This is a genomic window from Kitasatospora sp. NPDC018619 (assembly GCF_044391605.1).
Classification (GTDB): Bacteria; Actinomycetota; Actinomycetes; order Streptomycetales; family Streptomycetaceae; genus Kitasatospora.
The window spans coordinates 41,476-56,235 of sequence record NZ_JBISAI010000011.1 but is presented as its reverse complement, the minus strand read 5'-3'; the positions used below and the strand labels follow the sequence as shown (position 1 = coordinate 56,235).

Sequence of the window (14,760 nt, the reverse complement as noted above, 5' to 3'; positions counted from 1 at the left end):
CGTGGCGGCCGCGCCGGGGCCCGGGGCGCCTCCCGGGCGAGCGCGCGCCCTTGCCGCCGGAAACCCGATCTCGTATGTTCTGCCGCAGCCCCGGCCCGAGCAGCAGCCCCTCGGCTCCCCCACGCATCACGACACGTTCCCAGGAGCAGGTCATGACCGATGCCAGTGCCCGTGTCACCGCCCGCTCCGGCGACCCGGACGCCGAACGGCTGGCCGCCCTCGGCTACACCTCCGAGTTCAAGCGGGACATGAGCCTCTGGGCGAACTTCTCCCTCGGCTTCACGTACCTGTCCCCCGTCGTCGGCGTGTACACGCTCTTCGCGTCCTCGCTCGGGACCGCCGGGCCGCCGATGGTCTGGAGCTTCCTGATCGCGGGCGTCGGCCAGCTGCTGGTGGCGCTGGTGTTCAGCGAGGTGGTCGCCCAGTTCCCGGTGGCCGGCGGGGTGTACCCGTGGGCGCGCCGGCTCTGGGGCCGCACCTGGGGCTGGCTGACCGGCTGGGTCTACCTGCTGGCGCTGATGTCGACCATCGCGGCCGTCTCCTACGGCGCGGGCCCGTACGTGGCCGCCCTGCTGGGCGTCGAGCCGAGCACCGCGACGACCGTCTGGTGCGCGCTCGGCCTGCTGGCGCTCGCCACCGCGGTCAACCTCGGCGGCACGCGGGTGCTCTCGGCGGCGGCGGTGTTCGGCTTCGCCGCCGAGCTGCTCGGCGCCCTGGCGGTCGGCGCCTGGCTGCTGCTGACGCACCGGTACCACGGGCTGGGCGTGGTGTTCGACCGCTTCGGGGCGGGCGGCGACGGCGACTACCCGGACGCCTTCCTGGCCGCCGGGCTGATCGCGGTCTTCCTGTTCTTCGGCTTCGAGGCCTGCGGCGACGTCGCCGAGGAGGTGCCCGACCCCGGTCGACAGATCCCCAAGTCGATGCGGCGCACCATCTACGTGGGCGGCGCGGCGGCGATCGGGGTCAGCCTGGCCCTGGTGATGTCGATCCGGGACATCGGCGCGGTGGTCTCCGGCGACGACAAGGACCCGGTGGCCCGCGTCCTGCACGACGCCTTCGGCGCGGCCGGCGCCCGGGTGGTGATCGGCGTGGTGCTGATCTCCTTCCTGTCCTGCGTGCTGAGCCTCCAGGCGGCGGCGAGCCGGCTCGCCTACTCCTTCGCCCGGGACCGGATGATCGCCGGCAGCCGGCTGCTGGCCACCGTCTCGGACCGGCTGCGGGTGCCGCCGTACGCGCTGCTGCTCGCCGCGGCGCTGCCCGGTGTGATCATCGTGGGTGCCTCGGCGCTCTCCGAGGGCGCCCTGACGAAGATCATCTCCTTCTCCAGCATCGGCATCTACCTGGCCTTCCAGATGGTGGTGCTGGCCGCCCTGCGGGCCCGGCTGCGCGGTTGGCGCCCGAGCGGGGACTTCCGGCTCGGCCGCTGGGGCCTGGCAGTGAACACCGGCGCGCTGGTCTACGGCATCGCCGCGATCGTCAACATCTGCTGGGGCCGCACCCCGGACGCCGCCTGGTACGACGACTACCTGGTGCTGCTCTCGGCGGTGGTCGTGCTCGCGGCCGGCGGCCTCTACCTCCTGCTGGCCCGCCCGCACCTGCGCGGCGAGGCACCCTCCGGCGACGCGACGACCGCGGCCGGCGCCGCCGCCGAAAAGGGCTCGGCCGCCGGAACGGGCCCGGCCGCCGGGACGGGCGCCGCCGGGGGCCGGGGGTGACCGGGCTCCCGCTGGACGGCATCCTGGTCGCCGACTTCGGCCGGGTCCTCGCCGCGCCCTACCTGACCATGCTGCTGGCGGACCTCGGCGCCGACGTGATCAAGGTCGAGCAGCCCGGCACCGGGGACGACACCCGCTCCTGGGGCCCGCCGCACGCCCAGGGCGAGGCCACCTACTTCCTCTCCGTCAACCGCAACAAGCGCTCCCTCACCCTCGACCTGCGCGCCCCGGCCGACCACGCCCGCGCCGTCGAACTCGTCCGCCGCGCCGACGTCCTGGTGGAGAACTTCCGCCCCGGCACGATGGCCCGGCACGGCCTCGGCCCGGACTCTGCCGAAGCCCTCAACCCCCGGCTGGTCTACTGCTCGATCACCGGCTTCGGCTCCGGCGAGGGCGCCGCGCTGCCCGGCTACGACCTGCTGGTGCAGGCCGTCGGCGGCCTGATGTCGGTGACCGGCCCCGTGCCCGGCGAGCCGGTGAAGACCGGCGCCGCCCTGGTGGACGTGCTGACCGGGCTGCACGCGGCGGTCGGCGTGCTGGCCGCGCTGCGCGAGCGCGAGACCACCGGCCGGGGCCAGCTGGTGGAGCTGAACCTGCTCTCCACGCTGCTCTCCGGGCTGGTCAACCAGTCCGCCGGCTACACCCTGGCCGGCGCGGTGCCGGGGATCCTCGGCAACCGCCACCCGTCCATCGCCCCGTACGAGGTGTTCACCGCGGCCGACCGCCCGCTGGTCGTCGCGGTCGGCAACGACCGGCAGTTCGCCGCGCTGTGCCGGGGCGTGGGCGCCCCCGGGCTGGCGCAGGACCCGCGCTTCGCGACCAACGCGAACCGGGTCGCGCACGTGGAGGTGCTGGCCCGCGAGCTCACCGCCCGGCTCGAACGCCGCACCGCCGCCGAGTGGTTCGCGGTGCTCACCCCGCTCGGCGTGCCGTGCGGCCCGGTCAACGACCTGGCCGAGGCCTTCGACCTCGCCGACGCGCTCGGCCTGCGGCCCCGGGCGCCGCTGCCCGGCCCGGACGGCCGCCCGCTGGAGCTGGTCGCCAACCCGATCGGGCTCTCCCGCACCCCGCCCCGCTACCACCTGCCCCCGCCCCGGCTCGGCGAGCACACCGCCGAGCTGACCGCCTGGCTGGACGCCCCGCCCCCGCCCGCGACGGACCCGGGAGCCCCCTGAGGCGCGCCCCGACACCGCCTGGGGGGCCTCCGGCACGCGCCCCGGGGCCGCCCGCGAGCAGTGCGGCGGCCCGCCGCCGGCTTGTCCGGAGCCGTGCGCGGGCCGCCCGCCCCACCCGGCACCGATGCCCGTGGCACCGGGTGGAGTCCGTCCGAGGGGTGCGGTCAGACCCCGACCGCCTCCTCCATCTCCTCCTCGGCCTGCGCCGGCGTCTCCACCGGCCGGCGTCCGCGGCCCTCGTACAGCGCCGCGGCCACCAGGGCCGCCCCGCCGAGCAGCAGCCAGACCAGCAGGGTCACGACGTGCCCGCCGAGGCCGGCGCCGCCGTCGAAGTACAGGATGCTGCGCGCGCCCTCCAGGAAGCCGGCGCCCGTCCAGAAGCCGTGCAGGCCGCCGAAGAACCCGTTCTGCAGCTCGGGCCGGAAGACGCCGCCGGAGGAGGTGAAGTTCAGCATCACGAACAGCACCATCAGGGCCAGCGTGGTCCACTTCTTCAGGAAGCTGTGCAGGCCGATGCCGATCAGCACGATGCCCGCCGAGTAGAGCCAGCCGAGCGCCCACACCGCCGCGTGGGCGTGGTCGACCACGTGGAAGACCGGCCCTGCGGTGACGATCCCGATCACGCTGACCACCAGTGAGACGGCCACCCCGACCAGCGCCCGCACCCCCATGCCCAGCCCCGCACCGGCGGCGCCGATCACCGCGACGCTGGCGTAGGAGCCGATGCTCAGTGCGACCAGCAGGAAGAACAGACCCTGCCCGGTCGGGTCGCCGGAGGCCGGCGTGGTCAGGTCGGTGACGTGCAGCGGGACGCCCTGGCGGTCGGTGACGTTGCTGAACACCGCCGTGGCGGCCACCGCCGAGGTGTCCGAGTTCCCCTTGGCGACGATCAGTTCGGGGCTCCTGGCGTCCGGCACGAAGGCGCCCACCAGGTCCCGGTCGCGCAGTTGCTGCTCGGCGGCGGCCCGGTCGGCCACGGTGCGGACGTCGAGCGCGTCCCCGGCCTTGCCCTGGATCTCCTGCGCCAGCCCCCGCGCCTGCTCCGTGGTGCCGACCACCGCCACCCTGAGGTGGTGCGGCTCGGGCTGGTGGAAAGCGCCCAGGTAGGCGAGCGCCATGCCCAGGCACATCAGCAGCGGGGTCACCAGGTGGACGGCCAGGTGCTTGAGCGCGGGCCCCAGGGTGGGCGCCGCGGCGGGGTTCCGGGATGAGCTCATGGTGTTCGTACCGTCCTCCGATGGTGTCTCCTGATGGCGAGAAGGTGGCAAATACAACCAATACAGGTGGTGAATGCAACCATCTAAGGATGGAGTTTACAACCATCCGACACCGGCCGGAAGCCGGGCCGGCAGCGGCCCCGCCCCCGGCCCGGTTCCGTCACCCCGCCTCAGCCCAGCTCGAACACCCCGTAGGAGAACCCGTCAACGCGCAGTTCCCCGTCCGTCACCCGCACGCCCTGCACCTCCAGCGGCCGGACGCGCTCCGCCCGCCCGACGGCCTCCGGCAGGCCCTCCGGCCCGACCGAGGCCGGCTCCCGCCGCGGGTTGACCGCCACCAGGTACCGCCCGGCCCGGGTGTAGACCAGCGGGTAGCCGGCCTGCCGGACCTCCACCCCGCCGGCCGTGCCCAGCCCCGGGTGCGCCCGGCGCAGTGCGATCAGCCGCCGGACGGTGTGCAGCAGCGAGGTCGGGTCGGCGCGCTGGGAGAGCACGTCCGGGCGGTGCGGGTCGGGGTCCACCGGCAGGTACAGCCGCTCGGGCGGGGCGCTGGAGAAGCCGGCCGTCGGGCCGGGCGACCACTGCATCGGGGTGCGCGAACCGGCCCGGTTGAACGTCGGGCCGAGCACGCTGCCCTCGGTGTCGGGCAGGCCCGGCAGGTAGCGCATCCCGATCTCGTCGCCGTAGTAGACGGCCGGGAGGGTGGGCCAGGTGAGCAGGAAGGCGAACGCGGGGGCGAGTTGCTCCGCGGTGCGCGGGCCGGTGGCCAGCCGGGAGAAGTCGTGGTTGGCGGTGGGCAGGACGATCTGCCCGCTGCCCTCGGTGAGCGCGGCGGCGGAGCGCCAGGCGTCCAGGAAGGGCTGCGGGGTGCCCCGGCCCTCGGCCTCGAAGTAGCAGGCCTCCTGGTGCCAGAACTCCTCGACCGTCCCGCCGTTGTTGTTCCACAGGCAGCGCAGCGGAAGGCCGTGGTCGGCGCCGCCGAAGTGCAGGAAGAAGTCGGCGTGGAAGCCGGCCGCGACGGCGGCGGCCGGCTCGCCCCACTCGGCGAGCAGGACGGCCTCCGGGTGGGCGCGGTCCAGCCAGTCGCGCTGCCCGCTCCAGAGCTTGGCGGTCTCCACCGCGCCCGGGTCGTCCTTGACCAGCGAGTAGGCCATGTCCACCCGGAATCCGGACACCCCGAGGCCGAGCCAGTGCGCCATGATCTCGCGCAGTGCGGCGCGGTTGGCGCGCGGCCCCGGCGCGTCCACCGGCTGCCGCCAGGGCTCCTGCGGACTGTCGCGCGCGTAGCCGAAGTTGAGCGCCGGCTGGCAGTCGAAGAAGTTCGGCCGGTACCAGCCGTGGCGGCTGCCGGGCGAGGCCACGAAGCCGTCCACCGGCCGGTCCGACCAGATGTACCGGTGGTCGCCGGGGTCCTCGGCGGAGGCCAGGAACCACGGGTGGCGGTCGGAGGTGTGGCCGGCCACCAGGTCCAGCAGGATCCGGATGCCCTTGCGGCGGGCGGCGTCCACCAGGGCCGCCAGGTCCTCGGTGCTGCCGTAGCGCGGGGCGGGGGCGAGGTAGTCGGTGACGTCGTACCCGGCGTCCCGGAACGGCGAGGCGAAGCAGGGGTTGAGCCAGACCGTGTCCACGCCGAGCCAGGCGAGGTGGTCCAGGTGCTCGGCGATGCCGGCGAAGTCGCCGATGCCGTCGCCGTCGGAGTCGGCGAAGCTCTGCGGGTAGATCTGGTACAGGACGGCGTCGGCGAGCCAGTCGGGGCCGGGGCGGGTCGAGGTCATGGGCGGTTCCTCCTGCCGGGTCCGGAGCCCGGGCCTGGCCGGGCGGGGGGAGCAGAGCCGGGGCGGGCTCGGCCGGGGCCGAGCCGGGTGCCCCCGATTCTCGTCCAATCCCGGCCGTGCCGACAGCCCGCCCCCCCGGCCCGGACCCGCTACGGCCGCGCGCAGGCCGCCGTGAAGGCCCGGGCCCGCCGGGCGATCTCCGCCCAGTCCCCCGCCGCGACCGCCTCCGGCGGCACCACGTCCGTCCCCGCGCAGACCGCGAGCGCGCCGTGCGCCAGGAACTCGGCGGCGTTGCCCGCGTTCACCCCGCCGGAGGCCACCAACGGCACCCCGGGGTACGGGCCGCGCAGGTCCTTGAAGTAGCCGGGGCCGAACGCCCGGGCCGGGAAGATCTTGACGGCGGCGGCGCCGAGGTCCACCGCGTGCGCGACCTCCGTCGGGGTCAGCGCCCCGAGCACCACCGGCACGCCTGCGGCGGCTGCCGCCCCGGCGACCTCGGGGCGACAGCCGGGGGTGACCAGGAAGGACGCCCCCGCCTCGACCCCGCGCCGCGCCTGTTCGGCGGTCAGCACCGTCCCGACGCCGACCTGCCAGCCGGCCTTCGACGCCCGCAGCAGGTGGTCCGTCACATCCGGTGTGGTGTAGGTGAATTCGGTCAGGTTGATGCCGCCCTCGGCGAGGGCGGCGCAGAGCGCCGCAGCGTCCGGGATCCGCGGTGCGCGGACCACCGCGATCACCGGGTGGTCGCGCAGCGCGACGAGGCCGGACGCGGTGGCGGGCTCGGTCGCGGTGGCGGTCGGGGCGGCGGGGGCGGTACGGGCGGAGTGCGAGGTCATAGGGCCAGGGTTCCTCGATCGGTTCGACGCAGGGCCCGCCCCGGCCGGGCGCCGGTGGTGCGGCCCTGCCGGACGACGGCGGTGCCGTTGACGTACACGTGCTCGATGCCCTCGGCGGGCAGCCGGGGGTGCTCGAAGGTGGCGGCGTCCCGGACCTTCCCGGGGTCGAGGAGCACCAGGTCGGCGTGGTGGCCGGGGGCGATCCGGCCCCGCCGGTCCAGCCCCAGCCGGGCGGCGGGGCGGCCGGTCATCCGGCCGATCGTCTCCTCCAGCGTCAGCACGCCCAACTCCCGGCTGTAGTGGCCGAGGTAGCGCGGGAAGGTGCCCCAGGCCCGCGGGTGCGGCCGGGCGCCGACCAGCAGCCCGTCGCTGCCGACGGTGTGCGCGCGGTGGCGCATGATCGCCCGGACGTTCTCCTCGTGCCCGACGTGCTGGAGGATCGTGGTGGCCAGCTCGTCCCGGCGCAGCAGGTCCAGGAACACCTCGGTGCCGGTCCGCCCCTCCTCGGCGGCCAGTTCGGCGACGGTACGGCCGACCGCGCCGGCGAGCGGGGCCGAGCCGACGCCGGAGATCTGGATCGTCGCCCAGTCGGTGACCACCCCGTGGCAGCCGTCGCTGCCCTTCTCCTCCACCTCGTACCGGATCCGCGCGCAGTGGGCCGGGTCGGCGAGCCGCGCCAGCGTCGCGGCCGGGCCGCCCTCGGTGGCCCAACTCGGCAGCAGGGCGGCCAGGGTGGTGGAGCCGGGCAGGTAGGGGTAGCTGTCCAGGGTGAGGTCGACGCCGTCGGCGAGGGCCCGGTCGAGCAGCTCCAGCAGTTCGCCGGCCCGGCCCCGGTTGACCCCGAAGTTCATCGTGGCGTGGGTCAGGTGCAGCGCGCAGCCGCTGCGCCGGGCGATCTCCACCATCTCCGCGTAGCCCTCCAACGCCCCTTCGCCGTACGAGCGCTGGTGCGGCGCGTGGAAGCCTCCGTAGGCCGCGACGACGGTGCACAGCTCGACCAGCTCGGCGGTGTCGGCGTACATCCCGGGGGTGTAGCTCAGGCCGCTGGACATGCCGACCGCGCCGTCCAGCAGGCTCTTCGCCAGCACCTGCCGCATCCGGTCCAGCTCGGCCGGGGTGGGCGGGCGGTCGGACCAGCCCATCGCGAGCATCCGCAGCGTGCCGTGCGGGACGAGGTAGCAGGCGTTGACGGCCACGCCGGTGCGGTCGATCCGGTCCAGGTAGCCGGCGACGTCCCGCCAGTCCCAGTCGAACCCGTCCGGATCGCCGTTCCAGCCCGCGAGTTGGCGGCGCAGCGCGGGCAGCGTGGCGTCGTCCACGGGGGCGTAGGACAGGCCGTCCTGGCCGAGGACCTCGCAGGTGACGCCCTGGGTGACCTTGGCCGGGTGCTCGGGTTCGCGCAGCAGGGCGAGGTCGGAGTGGGCGTGCATGTCGATGAAGCCGGGGGCCAGCACCAGGCCGTCGGCGTCCACCGTCGCGGGCGCGTCCAGGCCCCGGCCGATCTCGGCGATCAGGCCGTCGGCGATCCGGACGTCCGCCCGGTAGCGCTCGGCGCCGGTGCCGTCGACGACGGTGGCGCCCCGGAAGACCGTCGAGCGCTCGGGCTCCGCTCTCTCCCCGGGCATCAGAAGAACGTCCTGACCAGGCCGGTGACCTTCGGCTCGGCGGCGTCCGCACAGTCCAGCACCGGGATCGCCGTCCACTTGTCGAAGGCCGTGCAGGGGTGCGAGACGCCCAGCCGCAGCACGGCGCCGACCGGGGCGAGGTCGCCCGCGTCGCGCAGGAAGGCGTGCTGGTCGTTGAGGGCGGTGATCCGGGCCGCCGTACCGGTCAGCCGGGCTCCCCCGCGCACCTGTTGCGGCTCGGGCAGGCCCTCGTCGAAGGGCAGGTCGCGCTTGCCGGCGTCGAGCAGCGCGAGCTGCGGCTCGGGCCGGGAGACCACCCGGGCCCAGCCGTGCAGGGCACCGCGGAAGGGCGCCTGCCCGCCGTCCCGGGCCAGCGGCGAGATGCCCCGGTAGAAGCCGTCGTCGTGGGCGATGTACGCGCCCGAGCGCAGCACCACGAAGGCCTCCGGCAGGCCGGCCAGCTCCTCGACCACCAGGTCGAAGTAGGCGCTGCCGCCGGCCGAGACCACCGGCGGGGTCCCGTCCGGGTAGGCGCTCGCGAGCCGGCCGTGCAGCCCGCCGAGCTCCCGCAGGTAGCCGCGGACGGCGGCCAGCCCCTCGGCCGAGGCGTCGTGCGCGAGCGCGCCCTCGTAGCCGCCGACGCCCGCCAGGCGCAGGGTGGGGGCGCGCAGCACCGCGGCGGCGACCTCGACGGCGGCGTCCGTGCCCCGGGCGCCGGTCCGCCCGCCGGGGCCGCCGAGTTCGACCAGCACCTCGACCTGCCGTTCGGCCCCGGCGGCGCGCAGCGCCTCGTCCATCAGCCGCACGCTCTCGACGGAGTCGACCCAGGAGAGGAACGCGAAGTCCGGGTCGGCGGCGAGTTCGTCGGCGAGCCAGCCGAGCCCGGCCGGGTCGAGCAGGGTGTTGGCGAGCAGGATGCGCTGGACGCCGAAGGCCCGGGCGATCCGCACCTGCGGCAGGTTGGCGAGGGTGATGCCGTGGCTCCCGGCGTCGAGCTGGGCCTGCCAGAGGGCGGGTGCCATGGTGGTCTTGCCGTGCGGGGCGAGCGCGACGCCCGCCTTGGCGCACCAGTCGGCCATGGTGCGGACGTTGTGGTCGAGGGCGCCGCCGTCGAGGGTGAGCAGCGGGGTGCCGAGCGAGGAGAGGGTGGGGCCGGTGGCGAGCCACTCCCGGGTGCTGCGGCCCCAGGACTGCGGTGGAGCGGCTTTGAACCGCCAGTCGAGCGGCTCGTCGGCCAGGGCCGCCACCGCGCCGCGGGCGATGCCCGGCCCGGTGCCGCTGCTTGCGAAGGTCTGCTCCACCGTGTTCCTCCATCCGCACAGGTTGCAACATGCGCAACGAGGGTTGCACATGCTGGCAGCACGGTTCTAGCATCGGCGCCGGACCACGGTCAACGGACCGGACTCCCGGTCGACGGGGTCGGCTCGCGTCCGGCGCCCACGGACGGCGCTCGCGGACGACGCGGCGCTCAGGCGCGGCGGAGCCGGCCCGGTGGGCCCGCTCTCGACGGAACGGCCGCAGACGAGGAGCTCCGCACATGCCGCGACAGGACACCCAGGGCCCGACCCGCCCCGGTCCTCCCCCGACGGCCGTGTGCGTGGGCGAGTCGATGGCCGTCCTGCTGCCGGACCGCCCCGGCCCGCTGGAGTCGGTGGAGAGCTTCCGGCTGTCGGTCGGCGGCGCGGAGTCGAACGTCGCGGGCGCGCTGGCCGCGCACGGCGTGCCGACGGCCTGGATCAGCCGGGTCGGTGACGACGGCTTCGGGCGCCGGCTGCTCGCCGAGGTCGCCGCCCGCGGCGTGGACGTCTCGGCGGTCGCGGTCGACCCGCACCGCCCGACCGGCCTCTACCTCAAGGAGGTCGGCGGGACCACCGGCGAGCGCCACGACCTCGGGCCCGGCCGCAGCCGGCTGCACTACCACCGGCGCGGTTCCGCCGCCGCCGCGCTCTCCCCCCGCCTGCTCGCCGAGCCGGCCGCCGCCGCCCTGCTGGCCGGCGCCCGGCTGCTGCACCTGTCCGGGATCACCGCCGCGCTCTCCGACGACTGCCTGGCCCTGCTGCGCGCCCTGCTCGCCGACCGCCGCCCGGGCCGCCTGGTCAGCTTCGACCTCAACTGGCGCCCCTCGCTGTGGCGCGAGCGCGACCCGGCCGTCCTGCCCCCGCTGCTGGACGCCGCCGACCTGCTGCTGCTCGGCGCGGACGAGGCCGAGGCCGCCTTCGGCACCGGCGACCCGGCCGAGCTGCGCCGCCGCTTCCCCGCGCCGGCCACCGTCGTGGTCAAGGACGCCGCCCGGCAGGTGACCGCCCTGGAGCGGGACGGTACGGCCGTCACCGAGCCGGCCCTCGCGGTCGAGGTGGTCGAGGCGACCGGCGCGGGCGACGCCTTCGCGGCCGGCTACCTGGCCGGCACCGTACGGGGCCTGGACCAGCGGCGCCGCCTGCGCCTGGGCCACCTGAGCGCCGCCTGCGCGCTGACCGCCCACGGCGACCAGGCCGAACTGCCGGACGCCGCCGTGGTGGCCGCCCTGCTCGACGCCTCCCCCGCCGAGTGGGCCGCCACCCGGGTGACCGCGGACGCCATCACCGGCCCGGCGCTGCCCGCCGGGCACGCGCGGCCGGGCGACCGGACGCCGTCCGCCGACCGGTCCCGGGCACAATGAGCGGGACCCCCAGCCCTCGAAGCGGAGCACGATGAGCCAGACCGTCACCCGCGCCCTGCGCATCCTCGCCCAACTCGGCGAGGGCGAGCGCTCCCTCGACCAGCTCGCCGAGGTGCTCGGCGTCCACAAGACGACCGTGCTCCGACTGCTCCAGAGCCTCGAAGAGGAACGGTTCGTCTACCGCGACGCGGCCTACCGCTACCACCTGGGCGCCGGCCTCTTCGCGCTCTCCGGCCTGGCCCTGGAGCAGCGCGGCGTGCGCCGGATCGCCGCCCCGCACCTGGCCGAGCTGAACGCCGCCACCGGCCAGACCGTGCACCTGGCCGCGTACGAGGGCGGCGAGGTGGTCTACATCGACAAGTTCGACTCCCGCCACCCGGTGCGGATGTACTCCCGGATCGGCCTGCGCGCCGCCCTGCACAGCGCCGCCGTCTCCAAGGTGCTGCTGGCCGACCTCCCGCTGCCCGAGCGGCGCCGGGTGGTGGCCGGGATCGACTTCACCCCGCACACCGAGCGCACCCTGACCACCCCCGAGGCCCTGCTCGCCGAGCTGGAGAAGGTCGCCGCCCAGGGCTGGGCGCAGGACCACGCCGAGCACGAGGCCTTCATCAACTGCGTGGCCGCGCCCGTCCGGGACGCCAGCGGGCGGGTGGTCGCCGCCGCCTCGATCTCCGTCCCGGACGTCGTGCTGCCGTACGAGCAGGTGCTGGACCTGCTCCCGCAGCTGCTCGCGACCACCCGGGCCGTCTCGGCCGACTGCGGCCGCCCCGACCAGCACTGACGAACCGTCGAGACCAGTAAGGAACCCCATGTCCCCCGAGCTCCCCCAGACCGCCGAGAAGGCCGAGATCCGCACCGACGGCGCCCCCGCCCCCGCCTGGATGTTCTCCCAGGGCGTCCGCAAGGGCCCGATCCTCCAGGTGTCCGGCCAGGGCCCGCAGGACCCGGCCACCGGCGAGTACCTGTACCACGGCGACGTGAAGGCGCAGACCCGCCGCACCCTGGAGAACGTCAAGGCCATCGTCGAGGCCGGCGGCGCCACCATCGGGGACGTGGTGATGTTCCGCGTCTACCTCACCAAGCGCGCCGACTTCCCGCTGATGAACGAGGTCTACGCCGAGTTCATCGACGAGAACATCGAGCCCGGCGGCGTGAAGCCGTGCCGCACCACGGTCTTCGTGGAGCTGCCGCAGGAGCCGATGCTGGTCGAGATCGACGCCCAGGCCGTCGTCGGCTGACCGCACCCGGCCCGCCGGAGGGCCCGGACGCCACCCGCGCGCCCGGGCCCTCCGGCCTGTCAGCCCGCTTGCCACACCTCCGGTCGGACATTAGGTTAGGCTCACCTAACTAACTGGAGGTCCGTCCATGAGCCTGCCCAGCGGCGACACCGAGGTCCCCGAGCCCACCACCGCCGAACGGATCCACAGCGTGCTCACCACGGCCTCCTCGCTCACCGTCCGCGCCCTGGGCGAGCTCCACCACCTGGACACCCCGGTCTGCGTGCACGGCTCCCGGCTGCGGCTGCGCACCGCCCTGGACGACCCGCTCACCACGGCCGCCGTCGCCGCCGCCGAGGGCCTCGCCGTCGTCCTGGACGTCACCGACGTCGCCCCCGTCGCCGTCCGCGACCGCGTGCGCGCCCGCCTCACCCTGGCCGGCCGGCTGCGCCCGGCCCACCTCGCCGACGACGGCCTGAGCGTGCACCTGCGGGTCGACGTCGCCCACGCCGTCCTCGCCACCCCGTACGGCACCGGCGCGGTCACCGCCGCCGACCTCGCCCTCGCCTCCCCCGACCCGCTGGCCCGGCACGAGGCCGCGCTGCTCACCCACTTCGCCGACGACCACGCCGAGGCGCTCCACCTCCTCACCCGGCTGCTCGACCCGGCCGTGCTCGCCCACGGCCCCGAGGTCCGCCCGCTCGCCCTGGACCGCCACGGCCTGGTGCTGCGCCTGGACCACCCGCACGGCCACCGCGACGTCCGCCTGGCCTTCCCCGAACCGGCCCGGGACACCGAGGACTTCGGCCACCGGATGCACGGGCTGCTGGCCGCCGCCCAGTACGGCCAGCCGGTGCGGCGCGGCTGAGCCCCGGGGCCGGGCCCGCCGTCAGCGCTCGACCGCGTCCTCCAGCACCACCCGCCCGATCCGTGCGTACAGCTCCGGCCGCCACCGGCGCACCGCGAGCGCCAGCCCCACCCCGCCCGCGAACACCCCGGTCACCAGGTACGGGATCAGCCGGAACAGCAGCGTGTGCGCCGCCGCCCCGGCCGCGGTGTCCTTGTTCAGCACCAGCAGCACCACGACCCCGGCCATCGCCACCCCGCCCACCAGCGGCGCGACCAGCGTCCGGAACCAGTGCGCCGTCTCCGGGTGCCGCCGGCGCACGTGGAAGTACCCCACCACGGCGAAGGAGCAGAGCGTCTGCACGACCAGGATCGCCATCGTCCCGAGCAGCGCCAGCAGCGTGTACAGGTGTGCGTACGGGTCCATCCCCGCCGCCAGGAACCCCGCCACCAGCCCCACCGCGATCACCGACTGCGCCACCGAGGCGACGTGCGGCGAGCCGTGCCGCGGGTGGGTGCGGCCGAGCGCCCGGTGCAGCAGCCCCTCCCGGCCGATCGCGTACAGGTACCGGGCCGCGCACTGGTGGAAGGCCATCGCGCAGGCGAACGAGCCGGTGACGACCAGCCACTGGAACACCGTCACCGCCCAGCCCCCGAGGTGCGCACCGAGCGGGTCGAAGAACAGGCTGTTGCCGTCCTCGCCCGGCACCGCGCCGCTCGCCACCGCGACCGCCCGCGCGGTCCCGTTGCCGGACACGATCATCCAGGACACGAACACGTAGAGCAGCCCGACCCCGAGCACCGAGACCATCGTCGCCCGCGGCACCACCCGCTTCGGGTCGCGGGACTCCTCGCCGTACATCGCGGTGGACTCGAAGCCCACCCAGGACCAGAACGCGAAGAACAGCCCGAGCCCGGCCGCGGCCGACCCCGAACCCCCCACGCCCTCCAGCGCGTTCAGCGGGCTCAGGGCCTGCGGCACCAGCCCGTCCGGCCCGCCGCCGGAGCACAGCACCGCCAGCGACACCGCACTCAGCACCCCGATCTCCAGCACCAGCGCGACGCCGAGCACCCCGGCCGTCAGGTGCAGGTCGAACCAGGCCGTCACCCCGATCACCGCCGCCCCGAACAGCGCGTACCAGCCCCAGCCCAGCTCCACCCCCAGCTGCGAGCGGACCAGCCCGCGCAGCGAGTACGCGAAGAAGCCGAGTGCCGAGGCCTCGGTGACGACGTACGCGAGCACCGCGAGCAGCCCCGAAGCCATCCCGACCACCCGGCCCAGCCCGTGCGAGACGTAGCCGTAGAACGCGCCGGCCGCGGTGATGTGCCGGGCCATCGCCACGTAGCCGACCGAGAACACCGTCAGCACCGCCGTCGCCACGATGTACGCGGCGGGCGCGCCCGCGCCGTTGCCCTGCCCGACGATGATCGGCAGGTTCCCGGTCATCGCGGTGATCGGGGCGGCGGTGGCGAGCGCCATGAACACCACGCCGACCAGGCCGACCGAGTCCGCCTTCAGCCGGTCGATGCCGCCCTCCTCCGGCCGCTCCCGCCCGGCCCGCTCCCCCGCCACGTCCCCGCTGCGCACCGCCATCCGGCCTCCTCGCCTCCCGGCCCCGCCCGGCCGCCGGACCGGCCGGGCGCCGGCCCGCCGCCAGCATGGCGCGCCGAAGGCCCCCGGCGGTCCGCCGACCG

Annotated in this window: 12 protein-coding genes; 6 read left to right on the top strand and 6 right to left on the bottom strand. The window is 75.5% G+C overall.

Annotated features, from left to right (window positions below; genetic code table 11):
* The first annotated feature begins 152 nt into the window (after positions 1–152).
* A complete protein-coding gene (locus ACH5AR_RS18905) occupies positions 153–1,715 on the top strand; it encodes an APC family permease (RefSeq protein WP_396302552.1) in 1,563 nt (520 codons plus the stop codon).
* A complete protein-coding gene (locus ACH5AR_RS18900; RefSeq protein ID WP_396302551.1) occupies positions 1,712–2,890 on the top strand; it encodes a CaiB/BaiF CoA transferase family protein in 1,179 nt (392 codons plus the stop codon). The genes ACH5AR_RS18905 and ACH5AR_RS18900 overlap by 4 nt, the downstream gene beginning before the upstream one ends.
* A 164-nt stretch (positions 2,891–3,054) precedes the next feature.
* Here the strand turns inward: ACH5AR_RS18900 and ACH5AR_RS18895 are convergent, their stop codons facing one another.
* The 5 genes from ACH5AR_RS18895 to ACH5AR_RS18875 form a co-directional block, all read right to left on the bottom strand.
* Positions 3,055–4,107 (bottom strand): hypothetical protein, encoded by a 1,053-nt coding sequence (locus ACH5AR_RS18895; protein ID WP_396302550.1) that lies wholly within the window; start codon positions 4,105–4,107, stop codon positions 3,055–3,057.
* A 170-nt stretch (positions 4,108–4,277) separates the two neighbouring features.
* Positions 4,278–5,882 carry an alpha-amylase family glycosyl hydrolase gene (locus tag ACH5AR_RS18890; protein ID WP_396302549.1) on the bottom strand — a complete coding sequence of 535 codons (1,605 nt, stop codon included), beginning with the start codon at positions 5,880–5,882 and terminating at the stop codon, positions 4,278–4,280.
* Positions 5,883–6,031: 149 nt separating this feature from the next.
* Positions 6,032–6,718: a bifunctional 4-hydroxy-2-oxoglutarate aldolase/2-dehydro-3-deoxy-phosphogluconate aldolase gene (locus ACH5AR_RS18885; RefSeq protein ID WP_396302548.1), complete on the bottom strand. Its 687-nt coding sequence runs from the start codon at positions 6,716–6,718 to the stop codon at positions 6,032–6,034.
* Entirely contained in the window at positions 6,715–8,343 is a 1,629-nt protein-coding gene (locus ACH5AR_RS18880) for an amidohydrolase family protein (protein ID WP_396302547.1), read from the bottom strand. The genes ACH5AR_RS18885 and ACH5AR_RS18880 overlap by 4 nt, the downstream gene beginning before the upstream one ends.
* A complete protein-coding gene (locus ACH5AR_RS18875; protein ID WP_396302546.1) occupies positions 8,343–9,644 on the bottom strand; it encodes an amino acid deaminase in 1,302 nt (433 codons plus the stop codon). Before ACH5AR_RS18875 ends, ACH5AR_RS18880 begins: the two co-directional genes overlap by 1 nt.
* A 236-nt stretch (positions 9,645–9,880) precedes the next feature.
* On the opposite strand from ACH5AR_RS18875, the gene ACH5AR_RS18870 reads away from it, so the two are divergent.
* The 4 genes from ACH5AR_RS18870 (at position 9,881) to ACH5AR_RS18855 (ending at position 13,087) form a co-directional block, all read left to right on the top strand.
* The gene (locus tag ACH5AR_RS18870) at positions 9,881–11,002 is read left to right on the top strand and encodes a sugar kinase (RefSeq protein ID WP_396302545.1); all 1,122 of its coding nucleotides are present in this window, start codon (positions 9,881–9,883) and stop codon (positions 11,000–11,002) included.
* A 31-nt stretch (positions 11,003–11,033) separates the two neighbouring features.
* On the top strand, positions 11,034–11,783 hold the full coding sequence (locus tag ACH5AR_RS18865) for an IclR family transcriptional regulator (RefSeq protein WP_396302544.1): 750 nt from the start codon (positions 11,034–11,036) through the stop codon (positions 11,781–11,783).
* Between the two features lie 28 nt (positions 11,784–11,811).
* Entirely contained in the window at positions 11,812–12,240 is a 429-nt protein-coding gene (locus ACH5AR_RS18860) for a RidA family protein (RefSeq protein WP_396302543.1), read from the top strand.
* Between the two features lie 127 nt (positions 12,241–12,367).
* Positions 12,368–13,087, top strand: coding sequence for a DUF2470 domain-containing protein (locus ACH5AR_RS18855; protein ID WP_396302542.1), 720 nt, complete (start codon positions 12,368–12,370; stop codon positions 13,085–13,087).
* Between the two features lie 21 nt (positions 13,088–13,108).
* On the opposite strand, the gene ACH5AR_RS18850 is transcribed toward ACH5AR_RS18855, so the two are convergent.
* Positions 13,109–14,659 (bottom strand): APC family permease, encoded by a 1,551-nt coding sequence (locus tag ACH5AR_RS18850; RefSeq protein WP_396302541.1) that lies wholly within the window; start codon positions 14,657–14,659, stop codon positions 13,109–13,111.
* Positions 14,660–14,760: the final 101 nt, after the last annotated feature.

What these genes read in the sequence shown, in the direction of transcription:
- ACH5AR_RS18890 (WP_396302549.1), bottom strand. Translation starts at nt 5,882, where the DNA reads ATGACCTCGACCCGCCCCGGCCCCGACTGGCTCGCCGACGCCGTCCTG.
- ACH5AR_RS18860 (WP_396302543.1), top strand. Translation starts at nt 11,812, where the DNA reads ATGTCCCCCGAGCTCCCCCAGACCGCCGAGAAGGCCGAGATCCGCACC.
- ACH5AR_RS18880 (WP_396302547.1), bottom strand. Translation starts at nt 8,343, where the DNA reads ATGCCCGGGGAGAGAGCGGAGCCCGAGCGCTCGACGGTCTTCCGGGGC.
- ACH5AR_RS18895 (WP_396302550.1), bottom strand. Translation starts at nt 4,107, where the DNA reads ATGAGCTCATCCCGGAACCCCGCCGCGGCGCCCACCCTGGGGCCCGCG.
- ACH5AR_RS18865 (WP_396302544.1), top strand. Translation starts at nt 11,034, where the DNA reads ATGAGCCAGACCGTCACCCGCGCCCTGCGCATCCTCGCCCAACTCGGC.
- ACH5AR_RS18855 (WP_396302542.1), top strand. Translation starts at nt 12,368, where the DNA reads ATGAGCCTGCCCAGCGGCGACACCGAGGTCCCCGAGCCCACCACCGCC.
- ACH5AR_RS18885 (WP_396302548.1), bottom strand. Translation starts at nt 6,718, where the DNA reads ATGACCTCGCACTCCGCCCGTACCGCCCCCGCCGCCCCGACCGCCACC.
- ACH5AR_RS18850 (WP_396302541.1), bottom strand. Translation starts at nt 14,659, where the DNA reads ATGGCGGTGCGCAGCGGGGACGTGGCGGGGGAGCGGGCCGGGCGGGAG.
- ACH5AR_RS18870 (WP_396302545.1), top strand. Translation starts at nt 9,881, where the DNA reads ATGCCGCGACAGGACACCCAGGGCCCGACCCGCCCCGGTCCTCCCCCG.
- ACH5AR_RS18905 (WP_396302552.1), top strand. Translation starts at nt 153, where the DNA reads ATGACCGATGCCAGTGCCCGTGTCACCGCCCGCTCCGGCGACCCGGAC.